Raw genomic sequence first — 18807 nt, forward strand, 5'->3', positions numbered from 1 at the left:
GGCACCGTGGCGTAGACGCCCGTCAGACCGCCCGCAAGGCCGGCTGGGTTCCGCCCGTTTCGCGCCTGCGTCGACCGGCTGGCACGCCTTGCGGCCGCGCATTGCGGTCGGCTTCGACGGCTGCGACACTCCACCGTGAAGCGGCGTCGCCGCCATTCGAGGGAAGCCACCATGTCCGTCGCCGCGAATATCGTGATCGCCGTGATCGCGCTGCTGCACCTGTGGTTCCTGATCCTCGAAATGTTCCTGTGGACCCGTCCCTCCGGTCGCCGCGCGTTCGGCACCACGGTGGAATTCGCCGAGCAGTCGAAGGCGCTCGCCGCGAACCAGGGCCTCTACAACGGCTTCCTCGCCGCCGGCCTGGTCTGGGGCCTCTGCCTCGACGGCGACGCCGGCTTCCACGTGAAGGTGTTCTTCCTCGCCTGCGTGCTGGTCGCCGGGATTTTCGGCGGGCTGACCGCAAGCCGGAAGATCCTGTGGATCCAGGCGTTGCCGGCGCTGATCGCACTGGTGCTCATCCACATGGGCTGATGGCGCCGACATCCATGACGATTCCCTCCCGCGAAGCTGTCGGACGACGTTTCGATCCCGCGCGGATGCAACACGCCCGCGAGAAAACCCGGGCCGCGCTGCACGGCATCCGCGAGCGCATGCGCCCGGGCATCAGCGAGGACGAGGCGACGGTCGAGGCGATGGACGTGTTCCGCGGGCTGGGCTACGAGCGGTTGTGGCATCCGGTGCTGATCCGCATCGGCGCGAACACCACCAGGACCTATCGGCAAGCCTCCGACCCCGGCGTGCGGCTGGGCGAGAACGACAGCTATTTCATCGACCTCGGCCTGGTGTTCGACGGCCACGAGGGCGACGTCGGCGACACCTTCGTGGTCGGCCACGCGCCGCAGCGGCAGGCCTGCGCGGACGCGGCGCGCGCGCTGTTCGGCGAAGTGGCCGAGGCGTGGCGAGAACAGGGGCTGAGCGGCCAGGCGCTGTATGCGTTTGCCCGCGAACGCGCCGAGGCGACGGGCTGGCGCTTCAACCATGCGATCAAGGGGCACCGGGTCAGCGACTTCCCGCACTCGATCCACCAGGGCGGCGATCTCGGCGACCTGGAAGCATCGCCATCGAGCGGGCTGTGGATACTGGAAATCCAGATCGCGCATCCGACGGAGCCGTTCGGCGCGTTCCACGAGGACCTGCTCGTCGCATGAAGATTCTCGTCTATGGCAACTCCGGCTCCGGCAAGAGCACACTCGCCATGCTGCTGGCCAAACGACACGCGCTGGCCCACCTGGATCTCGACACCATCGTGTGGGAACCGGGACAGATCGCCACGCTCCGTCCAGCCGAGGCCATCGCTGCGTCGCTTCGCGAATTCATCGACGGTCACGCTGCCTGGGTGATCGAAGGCTGCTATGGAGAGCTGGTGGAGGCCGCCGCGCCGCACTGCAGCGAGTTGGTATTCCTCAATCCCGGACGCGATGCCTGTCTCGCCAACAACACGCGCCGCCCGTGGGAACCGCACAAGTACGCGTCGCCGGAAGCACAAGACGCCATGTTGACAAATCTGCAGGCATGGGTGAGCGGCTATTACGAGCGCGACGACGACTGGTCGTATCGCCGTCATCGGCATATCTTCGATGCCTTCGGCGGCAACAAGACGGAACATGTTCAGGTGATTCCGCTGCATACTGACCCATCCGGTCGCGGCTGATCGCCCGCACCCGTCGCCCATTGAAAAAGCCGTCGACAGGAAGCACCTGAGCAGACTCCTACCCTGCGCTTGCCGCAGCACTCTCCGGAAATCCGATCGTGGCCCGCAAGAAACCCCTCCCGCTCTATCGCAACATCGGCATCATCGCGCACATCGACGCGGGCAAGACCACGACCACCGAGCGCATCCTCTACTACACCGGGCGCAAGCACCAGATCGTCGACGTGCACGACACCAAGGAAGGCAAGGGCTCGACCACCACCGACTACATGGAGCAGGAGCGCAAGCGCGGCATCACGATCCAGTCGGCGGCGGTGACCGCCGAGTGGAGGGGCCACCAGATCAACGTGATCGACACGCCCGGACACGTCGACTTCACCATCGAGGTGAACCGCTCGCTGCGCGTGCTCGACGGCGCGGTGGTGGTGTTCGACGGCGTCGCCGGGGTGGAGCCGCAGACCGAGACCAACTGGCGCCTGGCCGACCAGTACAAGGTGCCGCGCATCTGCTACGTCAACAAGATGGACCGCATCGGCGCGAATTTCGCGCATTGCGTGCAGGGCATCCGCGAGCGCCTCGGCGCCAACGCGCTGCTGTGCCAGGTGCCATTGGGCAGCAGCGACGAATTCGTCGGCATGGCCGACCTGGTCGCCGGCGTAGGTTACCTGTGGGCCTCCGACGACAAGGACAGCACCTGGGAAACCGTGTCGCTGGAACAGCTCAGGGCCCGCCTGACGTTCGGCGCCAGCGCCGACAACGCGTGGATCGCCGACCTGCCGAAGCTGCGCCAGGACCTGCTGGAAACCGCGCTGGCGCTGGACGACGACGCCTTCGAGCGCCTGCTCAACACCGGCGAGTTCGACCCGGCGGTGCTCAAGCAGTGCATCCGCCGCGGCACCGTCACCGGCGCACTGGTGCCGGTGCTGTGCGGTTCGTCGTACAAGAACAAGGGCGTGCAGCAGCTGCTGGACGCCGTGGTCGACTACCTGCCCTATCCCGGCGAGAACGGCGGCATCGCGATGGTCGACGAGGACGGCCACGTGGTCGGCGAACAGGCGGTGACCGACGACGCGCCGGCGCGCGCGCTGGCGTTCAAGGTGATCAACGACCAGTTCGGCACGCTCACCTTCTGCCGCATCTACTCCGGCGTGATCAAGAAGGGCGACACCCTGCTCAACGTCACCCGCGGCAGGAAGGAGCGCATCGGCCGCATCGTCGAGGTGCAGGCCGACGACACCCGGGAAATCGACGAGGTGCGCGCCGGCGACATCTGCGCCTTCGTCTCCATGAAGGACACCGAGACCGGCGATTCGCTGGCCGACCCGGCGCACCCGGCGCTGCTGGAGCGCATGCGCTTCCCCGACCCGGTGATCAGCGTGTCGGTGGAGCCGAAGAACCGCAACGACGTCGACAAGCTGTCCAGCGCGCTCTACAAGATGGTCAAGGCCGACCCGTCGCTGAAGCTCGAGGTGGACCAGGAGACCGGCCAGACCGTGCTCAAGGGCATGGGCGAGCTGCACCTGGAGGTGACCATCGACCGCATGCGCACCGAGCTGGGCGTGGAGGCGAACATGGGCAAGCCCCGGGTCAGCTTCCGCGAAGCGTTCGGCAAGACCGTCGAGCACACCTACACGCACAAGAAGCAGACCGGCGGCTCCGGCCAGTTCGCCGAAGTGACGATGATCTTCGAGCCGGGCGAACCGGGCTCGGGCGTGGTGTTTTCCGACGAGGTGGTCGGCGGCCGCGTGCCGCGCGAGTACATCCCGGCGGTCGAGCATTCGGTCAAGGCCGAATCGCAGGAAGGCCAGGTCGCCGGCTACGAGGTGGTCGACTTCAAGGCGCGCCTGATCGACGGCAAGTACCACGACGTCGACTCCTCCGCGCTGGCGTTCGAGATCGCCACGAGGCAGTGCTTCCGCGAGGCGCAGAAGCTCAGCAAGCCGAAGCTGCTGGAGCCGATCATGCACCTGGAAGTGGTGATGGAAGCGGACTACCTCGGCGACGTCATCGGCGACATCAACCGCCGCCGCGGCACCGTCAGCGACCAGGGCCACAAGGGCAGTTCCGCCTTCGTGCAGGGCTTCGTGCCGCTGGCCGAGATGTTCGGCTACATCAACTTCCTGCGCTCGGCCACCCGCGGCCGCGGCACCTTCACCATGGAGTTCGACCACTACGAGGACGTGCCGGCGAGCATGGTGGAGAAGTTGATGGAGAAGGAGGCGAAGTAAGGCTTCGTCTTCGACCGCGCGCCGGCGATTTCAGCCGGCGCAAGGCAGTAAACCCGGGGAGCGATCTCCGGGTTTTTCTTTGTGCCTAACGTTGTGGCGTTCCGTCACTATGAGGCGGATGATGTGGCGCTGTCACACCCTGCCGAATCACGAAACGGGAGATGCCGAGATGAGAACGTCCGGAACGGTTTCCTCGATGCTGGCCGCGTGGCTGCTGGTGTTTTCCGTAAGCGGATATGCCAGCGACAACGGCGTGGCCGTCGACGCGGCGAAATACGCCAACCGCGCCACCCTGCCGGATTTCACCGCCGCCGCCTGCCCCGACAACCCGCGTGCCCTGGTGCAGATCAAGGGCAATCTGTACCGGCATACCACCGGCCCCGGCCTGGCCGTGCACAGCGGCTTCGTGCTGATCACCAAGGAAGGCGCTCTGGTGATCGATCCGGCGATGACCTGCACGGCGACCTGGCTGCGCGACGAGATCCGGCACCGCTTCCACGTGAAGGTGAAATACGTCGTCTACACCCACGGCCACGCCGACCACATCAGCGGCGGCCAGGTGTTCCAGCGGGACGGCGCGACCGTCGTGGCCAACCGGCGCGCGCTCGAACCGATCGTCGGCGAGAAGATCCCCACCGCGCTGCCCGATCGCGTATTCGACACCGACATGACGATCACCCTGGGTGGCGAAACGGTGCTGCTGCACCGGGTCGCGCCCAGCCATTCGGACAGCATGACCATGGTGCTGTTCCCCAAGTACAAGGCGCTGCAGTGCACCGACGTCTGCGAAAGCAAGTCGATGCCGTACAACGACTTCCTCGATTTCTACTATCCCGGCTGGATCGAGACGCTGGACTGGGTGGCGAAGCAGGACGTGGACATCATCGACGTCGGCCACTACAGCCCTGCCACCAAGGCCGACGAAGCCGCACTGCGCACCTACATGGTCGATCTGCACCAGCAGGTGCTGGACCTGGTGCGTGCGGGCCAGTCGTGGGACCAGCTCTACCGCAACGTGAAGTTCAGCGACGAGGTGAAGCACTGGACCGCCTTCGACACCATGCACACGCTGAACATCGTGGGCATGTACCGCTGGGTGTCCAACCACCGCCGGGGCGAGTGGTAGGACCACACGGCAACCGAAATAGGCGATCCGGCGGAAGGTGTACCGAGGCCGCCGGCGATGGCATGCCCGTTCTGTTCGACAGCGACTCCTCCGTTCCTGTACCAAAGAGAAATGGGGGTGAGCACCCTGGCCCTGGCGAGCAGTAGCATATTGTCCGACCGCAGGCAGCGATGCTGCCTGCATCCGGGTGCCGGGGGGCACCTCTCCATCTCGACCAGGGAATACCATGACTACTCACCGCACGCGGCCGACCTTGCTTGCGCGGCCTCTCCGTATCCATCAGCGGCCGCTGGCCGCCGCCTGTGCCGCCCTGCTCGGACTGACCCTGGCCGGCGCGGCGTCGGCGCAGCAGGTGCAGGAACAGGCGGCCACGCCGACGGGCAGCCAGACGGTACCGGTCGACAAGAAGGCAGATGCCGGCACAAAGAAGAACAAGAAGTCCGAGAATACGGTGAGCAACCTCGACGCCGTCATCGTCACCGGCATCCGCGGCAGCATCGAGAATTCGCTGAGGGCCAAGCGGAACTCGGACAACATCATCGAGGCGATCTCGGCCGAGGACATCGGCAAGTTGCCGGACGCCAGCATCGCCGAGAGCCTGTCGCGCGTGCCGGGCCTGGCCACCCAGCGGCTGAACGGCCGCGCCAACATGATCTCGATCCGCGGCCTGGACCCCGGTTTTGCCGGCACCACGCTGAACGGGCGCGAGCAGGCGACCATCGGCGAGAACCGCGGCGTCGAATACGACCAGTACCCGTCCGAGCTGATCAGCGGCGTGGCGATCTACAAGACGCCCGACGCCAGCCTGATCGGCCAGGGCCTGTCCGGCACCGTCGACCTGCACACGATCAAGCCGCTGGACCTGCCCGGCCCCGCCTTCGCGGTCAACCTGCGCGGCGAGCACACCACCAACGGCAAGCTCAACCCGGGCAGCGGCGTGGGCGACATGGGCCATCGCGCCAGCATCTCCTACATCAATCAGTTCTTCGACCACACGCTGGGCCTGGCCGTGGGCTTCGCCCATCTCGACTCGCCGATCCAGGAAAAGCAGTACCAGGCCTGGTGGTGGAGCATGAACAACGGCCCGGGCAGCGCCGAGGACAACTGGGGCGCGCCGCACACGCCGGGCATGCCCGACGGCGTGATCTCGCAGGAAGGCATGCAGCTGCGCGCGCAGTCGCTGAACCAGAAGCGCAGCGGCCTGATGACCGTGCTGGAATGGGCGCCGGGCGACCACTACCACTCCACGCTCGACCTGTACCACTCCATCTTCGGCGAGAAGAAGTTCACCAACGGCGCGCAGTGGTCGAGCAGCCCGTGGGACAACGTCAGCTACTCCAACGTGGGCACCACGCCGGCGCAGCCCTATCCGATCGTCACCTCCGGCACCATCGACGGCATCGCGCCGATCCTGCAGAACCAGTACACCAAGGAGCACGACAAGCTGTTCTCCGCCGGCTGGAACAACCAGTACGACTTCGACAACGGCTGGACCGCCACGGCGGATCTGTCGTACTCCAGCGCGAAGAAGAAGCTGCACGACGCCTACCTGTTCACCGGCCTGGCCGGCGGCGCCTTCACCAGCGTCGATTTCCGCACCCCGCTCGGCAACGGCTACCCGTACTTCTCGCCGGCGGTGAACCTGGCTGATCCCTCCCTGGTGGTGTTCACCGACCCGGACGGCTACGGCTACAACGGCCGCCAGGAGTTCGACAGCCAGAAGGACACGATCAAGGCGGTGCGCCTGGAAGTGAGCCACCCGCTGGGCTGGATCTTCAGCAGCATGAACCTGGGCGTGAACTACTCCGACCGCACCAAGACCAAGCAGGCCGACGTGCAGTTCGCCTGGCTCAACGGCAACGGCTCCACCCAGGGCACCTACGACAACCACTTCAGCGCGCCGGTGAACCCGGCCTTCCTGTGGGGGCCGACCTCGCTCGGCTACGGCGGCATCCCCGGTGCGCTCAGCTACGACGTGCTGGGCGCGCTGGCGAGCCAGTTCTACCTGACCGAGCGTAACGGCCAGGGCGACTGGAGCCGCAACTACACGGTGGAAGAGAAGGTCCCGGTCGCCTACGCCAAGTTCAACATCGAGACCACGCTGGGCAACGTGCCGCTGACCGGCAACGTGGGCGTGCAGTTCGTGCGCACCGACCAGTCCTCCACCGCGCTGCAGACCAACGGCGACACCCTGGTCGGGCGGATCAGCGACGGCGCGAAGTACAACAACGTACTGCCCAGCCTGAACCTGGTGGCGCATCTCACCGACCGCCAGTACCTGCGCTTCGGCTTCGCCAAGACGATGGCGCGCGGACGCATCGACGACGAGAAGGTGTCCACCTCCGCCGGCCTGTCGAAGGTGCAGAACGGCCCGGCCGCCGGCCAGGTGCTGTGGTCCGGCAGCGGCGGCAACCCGAAGCTGAAGCCGTACGTGGCGGTCGGCACCGACCTCTCCTACGAGTTCTACTTCGGCAAGTCCAGCTACCTCGCCGCGGCGGTGTTCAACAAGAACCTGCTGAACTACATCTACACCCAGACCACGCTCGACTACGACTTCTCGCACTACACCAATAATGACCCCACGCTCACGGCGACCAGCGAGAGGGGCCCGTTCACCCGGCCCGCGAACGGCACCGGCGGCAAGGTGCAGGGCCTGGAACTGTCCGGCGCGCTGGAAGGCGGCCTGCTGACGCAGGCGCTGGACGGCTTCGGCATGCTGGCCAGCTTCTCGCTGACCAACAGCACCATTTCGCAAAAAGTCATTGGCTCTATTCCCGGCCCGAATCCGCCCACAACCCTGCCTGGGCTGTCGCGCAAGGTCGCCAACCTGGCGCTGTACTACGAGAAGTACGGCTGGTCGGTACGCGTGGCCGAGCGCTATCGCTCGTCGTTCACTGGCGAAATCGTGCCCCTGTTCAACCAGATTGGCTACACCAAGATACTGGCCAACCGGCAGACCGACTTCCAGCTCGGCTATGCCTTCTCCGAGGGCAGCTTGAACGGCCTGTCGCTGCTGCTGCAGGTCAGCAACCTCAGCAACACGGCGGACAAGAGCGTGCAGATTTCCGGCCTGCCCAACGGCGTGCAGGTGACGCGCCCGCTGGAATACGACACCTGGGGCCGCACGGTGATGCTCGGAGTGAACTACAAGCTGTAGGCGATCCGGCAACGGCGGGAAAGCCATGGAACCCGGGGAGCGATCCCCGGGTTTTTCATGGGGCGCCCGTCACGCGGAAAGGTGCTCGTACAGGATCACCGCGCCCACGCCGATCAGGATGATGCCGCCGATCACCTCGGCGCGCTTGCCGACCATCGCGCCCAGCACGCGGCCGAGCATGATGCCCAGCGTGACCATGCTGAACGTGCACAGGCCGATCACCACGGCCACCACGGCGATCGGCGTGTCGACGAAGGCCAGCCCCACGCCCACCGCCAGCGCGTCGATGCTGGTGGACAGGCCGGTGATGGCAAGGCCGACGATGCCGTGCTTGCTCGCCTCGTCGACCGGCTCGTCCGAGTCCGGCTTACATCCGTTCCAGATCATGTGCAGGCCCAGCGCCAGCAGCAGGCCGAACGCGATCCAGTGGTCCCAGGCCTCGATGTAGCGCGAGGCGCCCTTGCCCAGCAGCCAGCCGATCACCGGCGTGATCGCCTCGATCACGCCGAAGATCAAGCCGGCGCGCAGCGCCTGGCTGAGCCGCGGTCTGCTCATGGCGGCGCCCTTGCCGATCGCCGCCGCGAACGCGTCGGTGGACATGGCAAAGCCGAGCAGCAGGATGGAGATGGGATTCATGGGTAGCCGGGTCGGTCGGGCAAGGCGCAACGGCACGACGGCGCGCCCCACCGCCGTGGCGCCGTCAGCCGTTGGTCTCGCCAACCAGGATCGGTGTCTTCGCCACGGCAGGACAAGCCGAGCATGTTGACGAAGACGCCTCGTCGGGACGAGGCAGGCTACTCCCCAAGGGGTGTCGCGCTGCCGGCATGACCGCCAGCGCGGCGGCAAGGTTAGCACGATGGCGCAGCCAACCCGGCATATGCAGGCACGCGGGTCACCGCGCATACTCGGATTTCGTTCAGGACATGCACAGGGGATCTCACATGAGAGCACCACGAGCACTTGGGCCCGCCGCGGCGGCCACGCTGGTCTTCTGTGCCGGCATCGGCACGGCCCACGCCGGCACCGCCGCCGAGGCGCTACCCGAAACCATGGCCATGCTGAAGCACGCCGTCAGCATCCCCACGGTCGAGGGCCAGGGCCAGGTGCCGGTGCTGGCCGCCTATCTCGCGGACAAGCTCAAGGCCGGCGGCTTTGCCGCCAGTGACGTCGAGATCATCCCGGTGGGCGAAACCGCCGCACTGGTGGCGCGCTATCGCGGCACCGGCGAAGGCAAGCCGATCCTGCTTTCCGGACACATGGACGTGGTGGCGGCGAAGCGCAAGGACTGGACCCGCGACCCGTTCACCCTGATCGAGGAGAACGGCTACCTCTACGGCCGCGGCACCGCCGACATGAAAACCGCGGTGGTGGTGCTGGTCGAGACGCTGATCCGGCTCAAGCGCGAAGGCTTCAAGCCACGCCACGACCTGATCCTGCTGCTGTCCGGCGACGAGGAGACCACCATGGCCTCGACCCGCGAGCTGGCGAAGCGCTATCACGACGCCGAATTCCTGCTCAACGCCGACGCCGGCGGCGGCACCTTGAACCCCCAAACCGGCAAGCCCGCGCTGTACCAGATCCAGGCCGCAGAGAAGACCTACGCGGACTTCCGGATCAGCCTGACCTCGGCCGGCGGGCACTCCAGCGAACCCAACACGGACAACGCGATCTATCGGCTGGCGCGCGTCATCGACCGCGTCGCCGGCTACCAGTTTCCGCCGCAGAGCAACGAGATCACCCTCGCCTCGCTGCGTGCGCTCGGCGCCCACACGCCCGGCCCGCTGGGCGCGGCGATGACCCGCTTCGCCGCCCACCCCGACGATGCCGCCGCCGCAGCCACCATCTCCGCCGACCCCGCCTACGTCGGCCAGATCCGCACCACCTGCGTGGCGACCATGCTAAACGGCGGCCACGCGCTCAACGCATTGCCGCAAAGCGCCAGCGTCAACATCAACTGCCGCATCTTTCCCGGCACGCCGGTCGAGAGCGTGCGCGACACCCTGGTCAAGGTGATCAACGACAAATCCGCCACCGTCACCGTGCTGCCGCCGCCACCCGTGGCCAGCCCCGCCTCGCCGCTGCGAAAGGACGTGATCGCCGCCGTCACCGACGCCGTGCACGCCCGCTTCCCCGGCGTGGAAGTCGTCCCCGGCATGTCCGCCGGCGCCTCCGACAGCATGTACTTCCGCAACGCCGGCGTCCCCAGCTACGGCATCGATGCCGCGTTCACCAAACCCGACGACACCTTCGCCCACGGGCTCAACGAAAAGCTGCCGGCTTCGGAGGTCGAGGCGGGGCTGGAGTTCTGGCATCGGGTGCTGATGCAGTTAGCGAAGTGAAACTTCGTTTCCATGGCTCTACTGGTTAAGTTATCCCCACTCCGCTTTTTACCTCGTAATCGGACTGTATTCGGACGTTGAAGCTCCATGCCCAAGAGAATACGTATATTTTTTATTGGCTGCCCATCATTAGACACAGCCGCGGCGTCGTATCTGTTGCTCTCGCAGAACTCTGTGCAAAAGGCAGTCCAATTTGAGATATATCACTTCTGGATCTTTGGTCAAAAAGCACACGGCGCTCCAAAAGGACTGGTTGGCAGGTTACTGCTATGGCTAGGGTACTTACCAAAGCCTCTCAGCAGGTGGGCAGACAGAAAACTACTCGCTCGTATCGACTATCGCGAAGAGCCGGCCTTTAAAAAAGAATTGCCGTACAAGAGCTGGTTCAGCATTTGTAAAAATGCACTGTGCAATTATGATGCATGGTTTAAGATATCAAATAATACATATGATGTAGATGATTGTCCGTCTATAATAATTACGGACACGCCAATAGAAGGTGGATTTATATCATTTACAAATGAAGATATTGGCTTGATCAGCACGGCGAAATGGAAGTATTTCTTCAAGCCTGTCTCCGCACTTGACTACGTTCTTTTTTCTGTTCAACGTCTAACAATGAGGCTCGCTTTCACGAATGAGATAGGGTCACACTACCCAACCAGAGGCTGCGTTTGGGACTATGACGATCACCAACCCGATGCCCGAATAGCAATTTTAGTAGGCAGCATCTGTCATACATGTGAGAAGAAGTTGCTAGCCTCGACTGACGGGGGAACTTATGCCGACCTTTCAAGATTAATAGATAACAAATGGCTTGGGGATAAGTCCATTCAGTTCTCACCAGCCGCCATTCTTGCTAAGGTCTACAAATATGATTTAAGCCGCTCAACTGGTCTCAATGCCAGTACCATTTCCAAATTTACGGACACCTTTATCTCAGAACTTGGCAAAGTTCTCTCGGACGGCCTTAAATGGGCACTTGTACTAATCATTACTCTGACACTGGCCGCATACTTTCCAACCGTTCTGGTAAAAATCAAGCAGCAGCTCTCGATGACCCCAGTTCCGACAATCGGGGGCGCCAAGAGCGAGAAGCTTGCTGGCCAGTTCAAGCTACAAACGCCCATTAACGCTCAATTAGATTGCACCTCATGCCCATCCATTTCTAAGAAACCCGCCACCGCACCGTCGCCATCGGCGCAGGCGAGATCACGCTGACCAAAAAGTGGTTCTTGTTCGGCGGTGCGATCCAGATGACGGACAACATGAAGAGCCGCCAGAACGCGCGCCATGCCACCCCGGACCGGAGGGCGCTGGGGGGAGAACTTGGGTCGGAGTGAACTGCTTCTGTCCAAAGTGAGTCATTCGCATACTCGTGAATGGCGTTCGAAACACTGGCTTTGGCGATCGGCTCTTCCGCCACCGCGCTGCGATCGCGTAGCGAGGGCGCGCCAAAGTGGCGCGCTGCTCAACTCAGGGCCCCTATGCCGCGGTGAGTCAGGGACGACAGGCCGCGCAGCGGGCGAGTCCATGGATGGGCTCGCCTTTTCGCGCGGGCACGATGCCCGCTCGAAAAGCCCGGCCCCGGCTCACGGACTTGCCGGGCAGGAGCCCGGCAAGCGCCAAGCGGGGTAGCCTTTCTCTTTGGTTACTTTCTCTTTGGCCACGCAAAGAGAAAGTACCTCGGGCGCCGCAGGCGCACGAAAGCTCTTCGCTTTGAATCATCAAATCAAAAGGCAACAGCATCGCCCGCGAGCGGGCTCCTACAACGGAGTCGCGAGCTGGTTGCCGCGGAAAAGGGGCAAGCCCCCACCCCGATCCACGCTATAATTGTCGGTTCGCGTTCCCGCCGACCCGCCTCCATGCTCTCTCATCTCCAAGAAACCCGCCGCCGCCGCACCTTCGCCATCGTCAGCCACCCTGACGCGGGCAAGACCACGCTCACCGAAAAGCTGCTGCTGTTCGGTGGTGCGATCCAGATGGCCGGCTCGGTGAAGAGTCGCAAGACGTCGCGCAGCGCCACCTCGGACTGGATGGCGCTGGAGAAGGAGCGCGGGATTTCGGTGACCTCGTCGGTGATGCAGTTTCCGTACGATGGCAAGATCGTCAACCTGCTCGACACGCCGGGGCACGCGGATTTTTCCGAGGACACCTATCGCGTGCTGACCGCGGTGGATTCGGCGCTGATGGTGATCGACTGCGCCAAGGGCGTCGAGGAACGCACGATCAAGCTGATGGAAGTGTGCCGCCTGCGCGACACGCCGATCATGACCTTCATCAACAAGCTCGACCGCGAGGGCCGCTCGCCGATCGAGCTGCTGGACGAGGTGGAGTCGGTGCTGGGCATCGCCTGCGCGCCGCTGACCTGGCCGATCGGCATGGGCAAGCGGCTGAAGGGCGTGTACCACCTGGCGCTGGACGAGGTGCACATCTTCGAGCAGGGCAAGAATTTCACGCGGCAGGACTCGACCATCTTCAAGGGCCTCGACGCGCCCGGCCTGGCCGAGAAGATCGGCTTTGATGCGATGCGCGAGCTGCGCGAGGAACTCGAACTGGTGCAGGGCGCCGCGCCCTCGTTCGATCTCGACGAATACCTGGCCGGCCGGCAGACGCCGGTGTTCTTCGGCTCGGCGGTGAACAATTTCGGCGTGCAGCTGCTGCTGGATTTCTTCGTGAAACACGCGCCGTCGCCGCGCCCGCGCGCCACCACCACGCGCGAGATCCAGCCGGAGGAAGAGAAGCTCTCCGGCTTCGTGTTCAAGATCCAGGCCAACATGGACCCGGCGCACCGCGACCGGGTGGCGTTCATGCGCGTGTGCTCGGGCACCTACAACGCCGGCATGAAGATGATCCAGACGCGCACCAACAAGGAAGTGCGCATCGCCAACGCGCTGACCTTCATGGCCAGCGACCGCGAGATCGTCGAGACGGCCTACCCGGGCGACGTGATCGGCCTGCACAACCACGGCACCATCACCATCGGCGACACCTTCACCGAGGGCGAACTGGTCACGTTCACCGGCATCCCGAACTTCGCGCCCGAGCTGTTCCGCCGCGCGCGCCTGCGCGATCCGCTGAAGATGAAGGCGCTGCAGAAGGGCCTGGCGCAATTGAGCGAGGAAGGCGCCACCCAATTCTTCCGCCCGCTGATGTCGAACGACCTGATCCTGGGCGCGGTCGGCGTGCTGCAGTTCGAGGTGGTCGCCTACCGCCTGAAGGACGAGTATAACGTCGACGCCAGCTTCGAGCCGGTGACGGTGACCACCGCGCGCTGGGTGCACTGCGACGACGAGAAGAAATTGGCCGAGTTCCGCGAGAAGAACGCGATGCACCTGGCCATCGACGGCGCCGGCGAGCTGGTCTACATCGCGCCGACGCGGGTCAACCTGCAGCTGGCGCAGGAGCGCTGGCCGCAGGTGCGCTTCGCCAATACGCGCGAGCATGCGGCGGCGGTGGAGCTGTAGCGGCAACGCGACACCGCTGCTAACGTGCGGGTCTTTGCCGGGGGACCCAAACATGCACGACCAGGCCATCGCCTTCGCCATGCCGCCCGATGCGCCACGCTGGATGCGCTGGCTGCTGTTCTCGCCGCTGGCGCGGATCGTGATCTTCGTGCTGCTGTTCATGGCGCTGAGCTTTGCCACCGGCGCGCTGATGCATGCGCTGGGCTGGCTCGGCAAGGATGCCCCGGCCACCATCCACGGCCTGGCACAGTTCCTGATGCGCGCCGTGCCGGCGCTGCTTGCCTATCTGCTGCTGGTGCGGCTGGTGGAACGCCGCCGGCTCACCGAACTGGCGCCGCGCCGGCTGCTGCCGGACGGCGCCATCGGCACGGCCGCCGGCCTGCTGCTGTTCAGCGCGGTGGTCGGCGTGCTGTACCTGCTCGGCAGCTATCACGTCACCGGCACCAACCCGGATGCGCCATGGGTACCCGCCCTGCTGATGGTGGGACTGGGCGCCGGCATCGGCGAGGAGATCATCTGCCGCGGCGTGCTGTTCCGCATCGTCGAGGAAGGCCTGGGCAGCTGGTGGGCGCTGCTGGTCTCGGCACTGTTCTTCGGCGCGGCGCACGTCGGCAACCCCGGCGCCACGCTGTGGAGTTCGGCGGCGATCGCGATCGAGGCCGGCCTGCTGTTCGGCATGGTCTACCACCTGACCCGCTCGCTGCCGATCTGCATGGGCCTGCACGCGGCGTGGAACTTCGCCCAGGGCACGATCTACGGCATCCCGGTCTCCGGCACCCCGGCCGACGGCTGGCTGGTCTCCACCCGCAGCGGGCCGGACTGGCTCAGCGGCGGCGTGTTCGGCGCCGAGGCGTCGGTGGTCGCGCTGGGCCTGTGCTCGCTGTGCACGCTGGCCTTGCTGATCGTCGCGCTGCGGCGCGGCTCGATGGCGCCATGTCGGCCATGGCAGCAGTTCAGGCGCCGCTGAACCACGGCGTGGCCGGCTATGGTTCGGCGACGGCACCGGCTACCCTGTCGACGGCGCGGTCGCCGATCCGGCGGTCGCGGAACAGACCGCCTACCGAGCCGCGGTGACCCGCATGCAGCAACCTGTCCGCCCGAAAAAGAATTCATGGCTGGCCGACCAGCCGATACAGCGCAAGATGATGCTGGCGATCGGCCTGCTGCTGGGCCTGTTCCTGCTGACCAGCCTGGTCACCCTGCACTCGCTGCGCGAGCAGGAAAGCAATCGCCGCTGGGCGACGCACACCTACCAGGTACTGCTCGAACTCGATCATGCGCAGCGTGCCCTGCAGACCAGCCAGATCGGTGCGCGCGGGTACATGCTGACGCAACGCACCGACCAGCGGGCGATGTTCGACAGCGGCACCAGCGACCTGCACGGACGCATCGCCCACCTGCGTCAGATGACCGCCGACAATCATCTGCAGCAGTTGCGCATCGACTCGCTGGAAAAGATGGCCACCCAGTGGCAGCGCGAGATGAAGGCCAACGCGATCGACGCCATCAACCGGCTGAAGGACACCGATACGACAGCAAGGGCGCTGGAACTGCAGCACATCCAGTCGAGCTATCTGGCGAACCGCACGGTTCGCAGCGAGGACCTGTACGCCGTCATCGATCAGATGGTGACCGAGGAAAACCAGTTGCTAACAGCGCGCAACCGGCAGCTCGACAGCGCCCTGGTCACCACCAAGTGGATCAACATCTTCGCGATCCTGCTCGGGCTCCTGCTCGGCATCGCCGTGATCCGGCTGACCTCGCAACTGGTGACCCGGCCGCTGCGCCGGCTTACCGACATGATGACGCGGCTGGCGAATCACGATCACGATTTCGAGATCCGCCGGCTCGACCGCCGCGACGAAGTCGGCGAAATCGCCCGCGCGCTGCAGGTGTTCAAGCAGATGTCGCTGGACACCGAGACGCAGACCTGGATCCGGTCCCGCGTGTCGGACATTTCGCACGTGCTGCTGCAGGCCACCACGCACAAGGATTTCGCGCAATGGCTGGCCAGCGAACTGGTGCCGCTGTGCAAGGCCGGCGTAGGGCTGTTCTATTCCTTCGACGACGCGCGCCATCGCCTCGATCTGCTGGGCAGCTACGGCCTGCGCCTGAGCAACCGCACGGCGGATCACTACCTGCCCGGCGAAGGACTGGTGGGCCAGTGCGCGATCGAACGCAAGCCCATCATGCTCGACGACGTGCCGGAGAACTACCTGCACATCGACTCGGGCAGCGGCGAGGCGCTGCCACGCCATGTCGCGATCCTGCCCGTGCTCTACCGCGACACCCTGATCGGCGTGCTGGAACTGGCCGGCTTCGCGCCGCTCACCACGCAGCAGAGGCAGCTTCTGGACGAACTTCTGCCGATCGTGGCGTTGACCCTGGAGAACCTCAACCGCGCGATCAGCACGCACGACCTGCTGCTGCAGACGCAGGAACAGGCCGACGACCTGCGCGTGTCCGAACTGGTGATGCGCCAGCAGAAGGAGGTGTTGCGCGACAGCAACGAGGCACTGCAGGCGAAGACGGCCGAGCTGGAGGAACAGTCCGCGCGGCTGATCGCCTCCGAGGAAGAGCTGCGCGTGCAGGCCGAGGAGCTGCAGGCGTCCAACGAGGAACTGCGCGAGAAGACCGACAGCCTGAACCGGCAGAAATACGTGCTGGAGGACCTGCAGCAGGAAACTGCCGACAAGGCCGCCGAGCTGGCGCGCGCCAGCCAGTACAAGTCCGAGTTCCTGGCCAACATGTCGCATGAACTGCGCACGCCGCTGAACAGCCTGCTGATCCTGTCGCGCAGCCTGGCCGACAACGACACCGGCAACCTCGACGAGGAACAGATCGAGTCGGCGCGGATCATCCACGACGCCGGCAACAGCCTGCTGCACCTGATCAACGACGTCCTCGACCTGTCCAAGGTCGAGGCCGGCAAGATGGAACTGGTGATCGACGACCTGGCGCTGGCCGAGCTGGGGCGACGGCTTCGGCGCACGTTCGCGCATGTGGCCGAGGAAAAGCGGCTGGACTTCACGCTGGACATCGAACCTGGCCTGCCGCCGATCCTGCGCACCGACGGCAACAAGCTCGAGCAGATCGCCAACAACCTGCTCAGCAACGCGTTCAAGTTCACCGCCGATGGCGCGGTGAGCCTGCGTATCGGCCGACCCGGCAGCGACGTCGACATCCCCGATACGCTCCATGGTCAACCGCTGATCGCGATGACGGTGAGCGATACCGGCATCGGCATTCCGCAGGACAAGTTCCAGCGCGTCTTCAACGCGTTCGAGCAGGTGGATGCCGGCACCAGCCGCCAGTTCGGCGGCACCGGGCTGGGCCTGGCGATCTCGCAACGGATGGCGCAACTGCTGGGCGGCGATATCGTGCTGCGCAGCGAGAGCGGCCATGGCAGCCACTTCACCGTGCTGCTGCCGGAAATGCCGCCGGCGGCGTCCGGGCTCGCTGAAGACGTGCCACGCGCCAGCACGACCAGGCTCAGCCGGGCCGCCTCGCCGTATCTGCCGCCGAAGCCGATCGACGATGACCGCGACGCGCTGCCGCCGGATCAGACCACGATCCTGGTGATCGAGGACGACCCTGCCTTCGCTCGCATCCTGATCGACATGATCCAGCGCAAGGGCTATCGCGCACTGGCCGCCGGCGATGGCGCATCGGGCCTGCAGCTGGCGCGCGAGCACCGCCCCACCGGCATCCTGCTGGATGTCTCGCTGCCGGTGATGGACGGCTGGAGCGTACTCGACCGGCTCAAGGCCGACGACGCCACGCGGGCGATCCCGGTGCACTTCATCTCGGTCGACGACGGCGGTACGCGCGGGCTGGAGCGCGGCGCGGTGGGCTTCCTGACCAAGCCGGTCAGCCGCGAATCGATCGGCCTGGCACTCGAGCGCCTGCTGCATTCCGCCGCCGGGCAGCAGCACCTGCTGATCGTCGACGACGATGCCGACTCGCGCGCCGCCGTGCATGTCATGCTGCGCAGCGACAAGCTGCAGATCGACGAAGCGAACTCGGCGGAGGACGCGCTGGAGAAGATCGCACTTACGGATTACGACTGCATCGTGCTCGACCTGGGCCTGCCCGGCATGTCCGGACTCGAACTGCTGGTGCAACTGGCGCAGACCGGCAAGGGCGTGCCGCCGGTGGTGGTGTATTCCGGCCGCGAACTGAGCCGCGAGGAGAACCTGAAGCTGCGCCAGTACGCCGACGCCATCGTGCTCAAGGGCGCGCGCTCGACCGAGCGGTTGCTCGACGAGGTCAGCGTTTTCCTGCACAGCATCCGGCGCGAGCCACCCCGGAGCGTTGCCGAAGCGGCGGCAGGTGGCGAGCTGGCCGGCCATCGCGTGCTGCTGGTGGATGACGACATGCGCAACCTGTTTGCGCTGTCCAAGGTGCTGCGCGGCTGGGGACTTCAGGTAAGCATGGCGCAGGACGGGCCCAGGGCGCTGAAGATGCTGGCCGAGAACGAAGCGCCGGAACTGGTGCTGATGGACGTCATGATGCCGGGCATGGATGGCTACGAAACCCTCCGCGCGATCCGCGCACAACCGCATTTCGCCGGCCTGCCGATCGTCGCGCTGACCGCCAAGGCGATGCGCGGCGATCGCGAGAAGTGCCTGGAGATGGGCGCCAGCGATTACCTGCCCAAGCCGATCGACACCGACAAGCTGGCGGCGCTGATGCGCGTGTGGCTGCAGCGCTGAGCACCGTGCCGCCTCGGTCAAACCTGACGGGATGGTGCAGCCGTTCACGCCGGCGACGACCGGC

The 18807-nt window shown here is 65.3% G+C and carries 12 protein-coding genes; 11 read left to right on the forward strand and 1 reads right to left on the reverse strand.

The annotated features are described in order from the left end of the window. Positions 1-171 precede the first annotated feature (171 nt). From KK131_RS16305 to KK131_RS16330, 6 genes are all read left to right on the forward strand, one after another. Positions 172-531, forward strand: coding sequence for a DUF1304 domain-containing protein (locus tag KK131_RS16305; protein WP_214557763.1), 360 nt, complete (start codon positions 172-174; stop codon positions 529-531). A gap of 65 nt (positions 532-596) precedes the next feature. After that, entirely contained in the window at positions 597-1208 is a 612-nt protein-coding gene (locus KK131_RS16310; protein WP_250887337.1) for a M24 family metallopeptidase, read from the forward strand. Further along, positions 1205-1711 carry a shikimate kinase gene (locus KK131_RS16315; RefSeq protein ID WP_214557765.1) on the forward strand — a complete coding sequence of 169 codons (507 nt, stop codon included), beginning with the start codon at positions 1205-1207 and terminating at the stop codon, positions 1709-1711. Before KK131_RS16310 ends, KK131_RS16315 begins: the two co-directional genes overlap by 4 nt. Positions 1712-1809: 98 nt before the next feature. Further along, the gene (fusA, locus tag KK131_RS16320; protein ID WP_214557766.1) at positions 1810-3939 is read left to right on the forward strand and encodes an elongation factor G; all 2130 of its coding nucleotides are present in this window, start codon (positions 1810-1812) and stop codon (positions 3937-3939) included. Between the two features lie 169 nt (positions 3940-4108). Further along, positions 4109-5065: an MBL fold metallo-hydrolase gene (locus KK131_RS16325; RefSeq protein WP_214557767.1), complete on the forward strand. Its 957-nt coding sequence runs from the start codon at positions 4109-4111 to the stop codon at positions 5063-5065. A 226-nt stretch (positions 5066-5291) separates the two neighbouring features. Continuing rightward, a complete protein-coding gene (locus tag KK131_RS16330; protein ID WP_214557768.1) occupies positions 5292-8222 on the forward strand; it encodes a TonB-dependent receptor in 2931 nt (976 codons plus the stop codon). A gap of 69 nt (positions 8223-8291) precedes the next feature. On the opposite strand, the gene KK131_RS16335 is transcribed toward KK131_RS16330, so the two are convergent. Beyond that, on the reverse strand, positions 8292-8858 hold the full coding sequence (locus KK131_RS16335; protein ID WP_214557769.1) for a manganese efflux pump MntP family protein: 567 nt from the start codon (positions 8856-8858) through the stop codon (positions 8292-8294). Between the two features lie 305 nt (positions 8859-9163). Here KK131_RS16335 and KK131_RS16340 point away from each other — a divergent pair, with 305 nt between their 5' ends. The 5 genes from KK131_RS16340 to KK131_RS16360 all read left to right on the forward strand — a co-directional run bounded on the left by KK131_RS16340 (position 9164) and on the right by KK131_RS16360 (position 18743). Continuing rightward, positions 9164-10561: a M20/M25/M40 family metallo-hydrolase gene (locus KK131_RS16340; protein ID WP_214557770.1), complete on the forward strand. Its 1398-nt coding sequence runs from the start codon at positions 9164-9166 to the stop codon at positions 10559-10561. An 87-nt stretch (positions 10562-10648) separates the two neighbouring features. Beyond that, positions 10649-11782, forward strand: coding sequence for a hypothetical protein (locus KK131_RS16345; RefSeq protein WP_214557771.1), 1134 nt, complete (start codon positions 10649-10651; stop codon positions 11780-11782). A gap of 644 nt (positions 11783-12426) precedes the next feature. Further along, the gene (locus KK131_RS16350) at positions 12427-14028 is read left to right on the forward strand and encodes a peptide chain release factor 3 (RefSeq protein WP_214557772.1); all 1602 of its coding nucleotides are present in this window, start codon (positions 12427-12429) and stop codon (positions 14026-14028) included. A 52-nt stretch (positions 14029-14080) separates the two neighbouring features. Beyond that, a complete protein-coding gene (locus tag KK131_RS16355) occupies positions 14081-14995 on the forward strand; it encodes a type II CAAX endopeptidase family protein (protein ID WP_214557773.1) in 915 nt (304 codons plus the stop codon). Positions 14996-15107: 112 nt separating this feature from the next. Next, positions 15108-18743: a response regulator gene (locus KK131_RS16360; protein WP_214557774.1), complete on the forward strand. Its 3636-nt coding sequence runs from the start codon at positions 15108-15110 to the stop codon at positions 18741-18743. Positions 18744-18807: the final 64 nt, after the last annotated feature.

Origin of the sequence: Rhodanobacter sp. LX-99, from assembly GCF_018599185.1 — a bacterium.
Lineage (GTDB): Bacteria > Pseudomonadota > Gammaproteobacteria > Xanthomonadales > Rhodanobacteraceae > Rhodanobacter.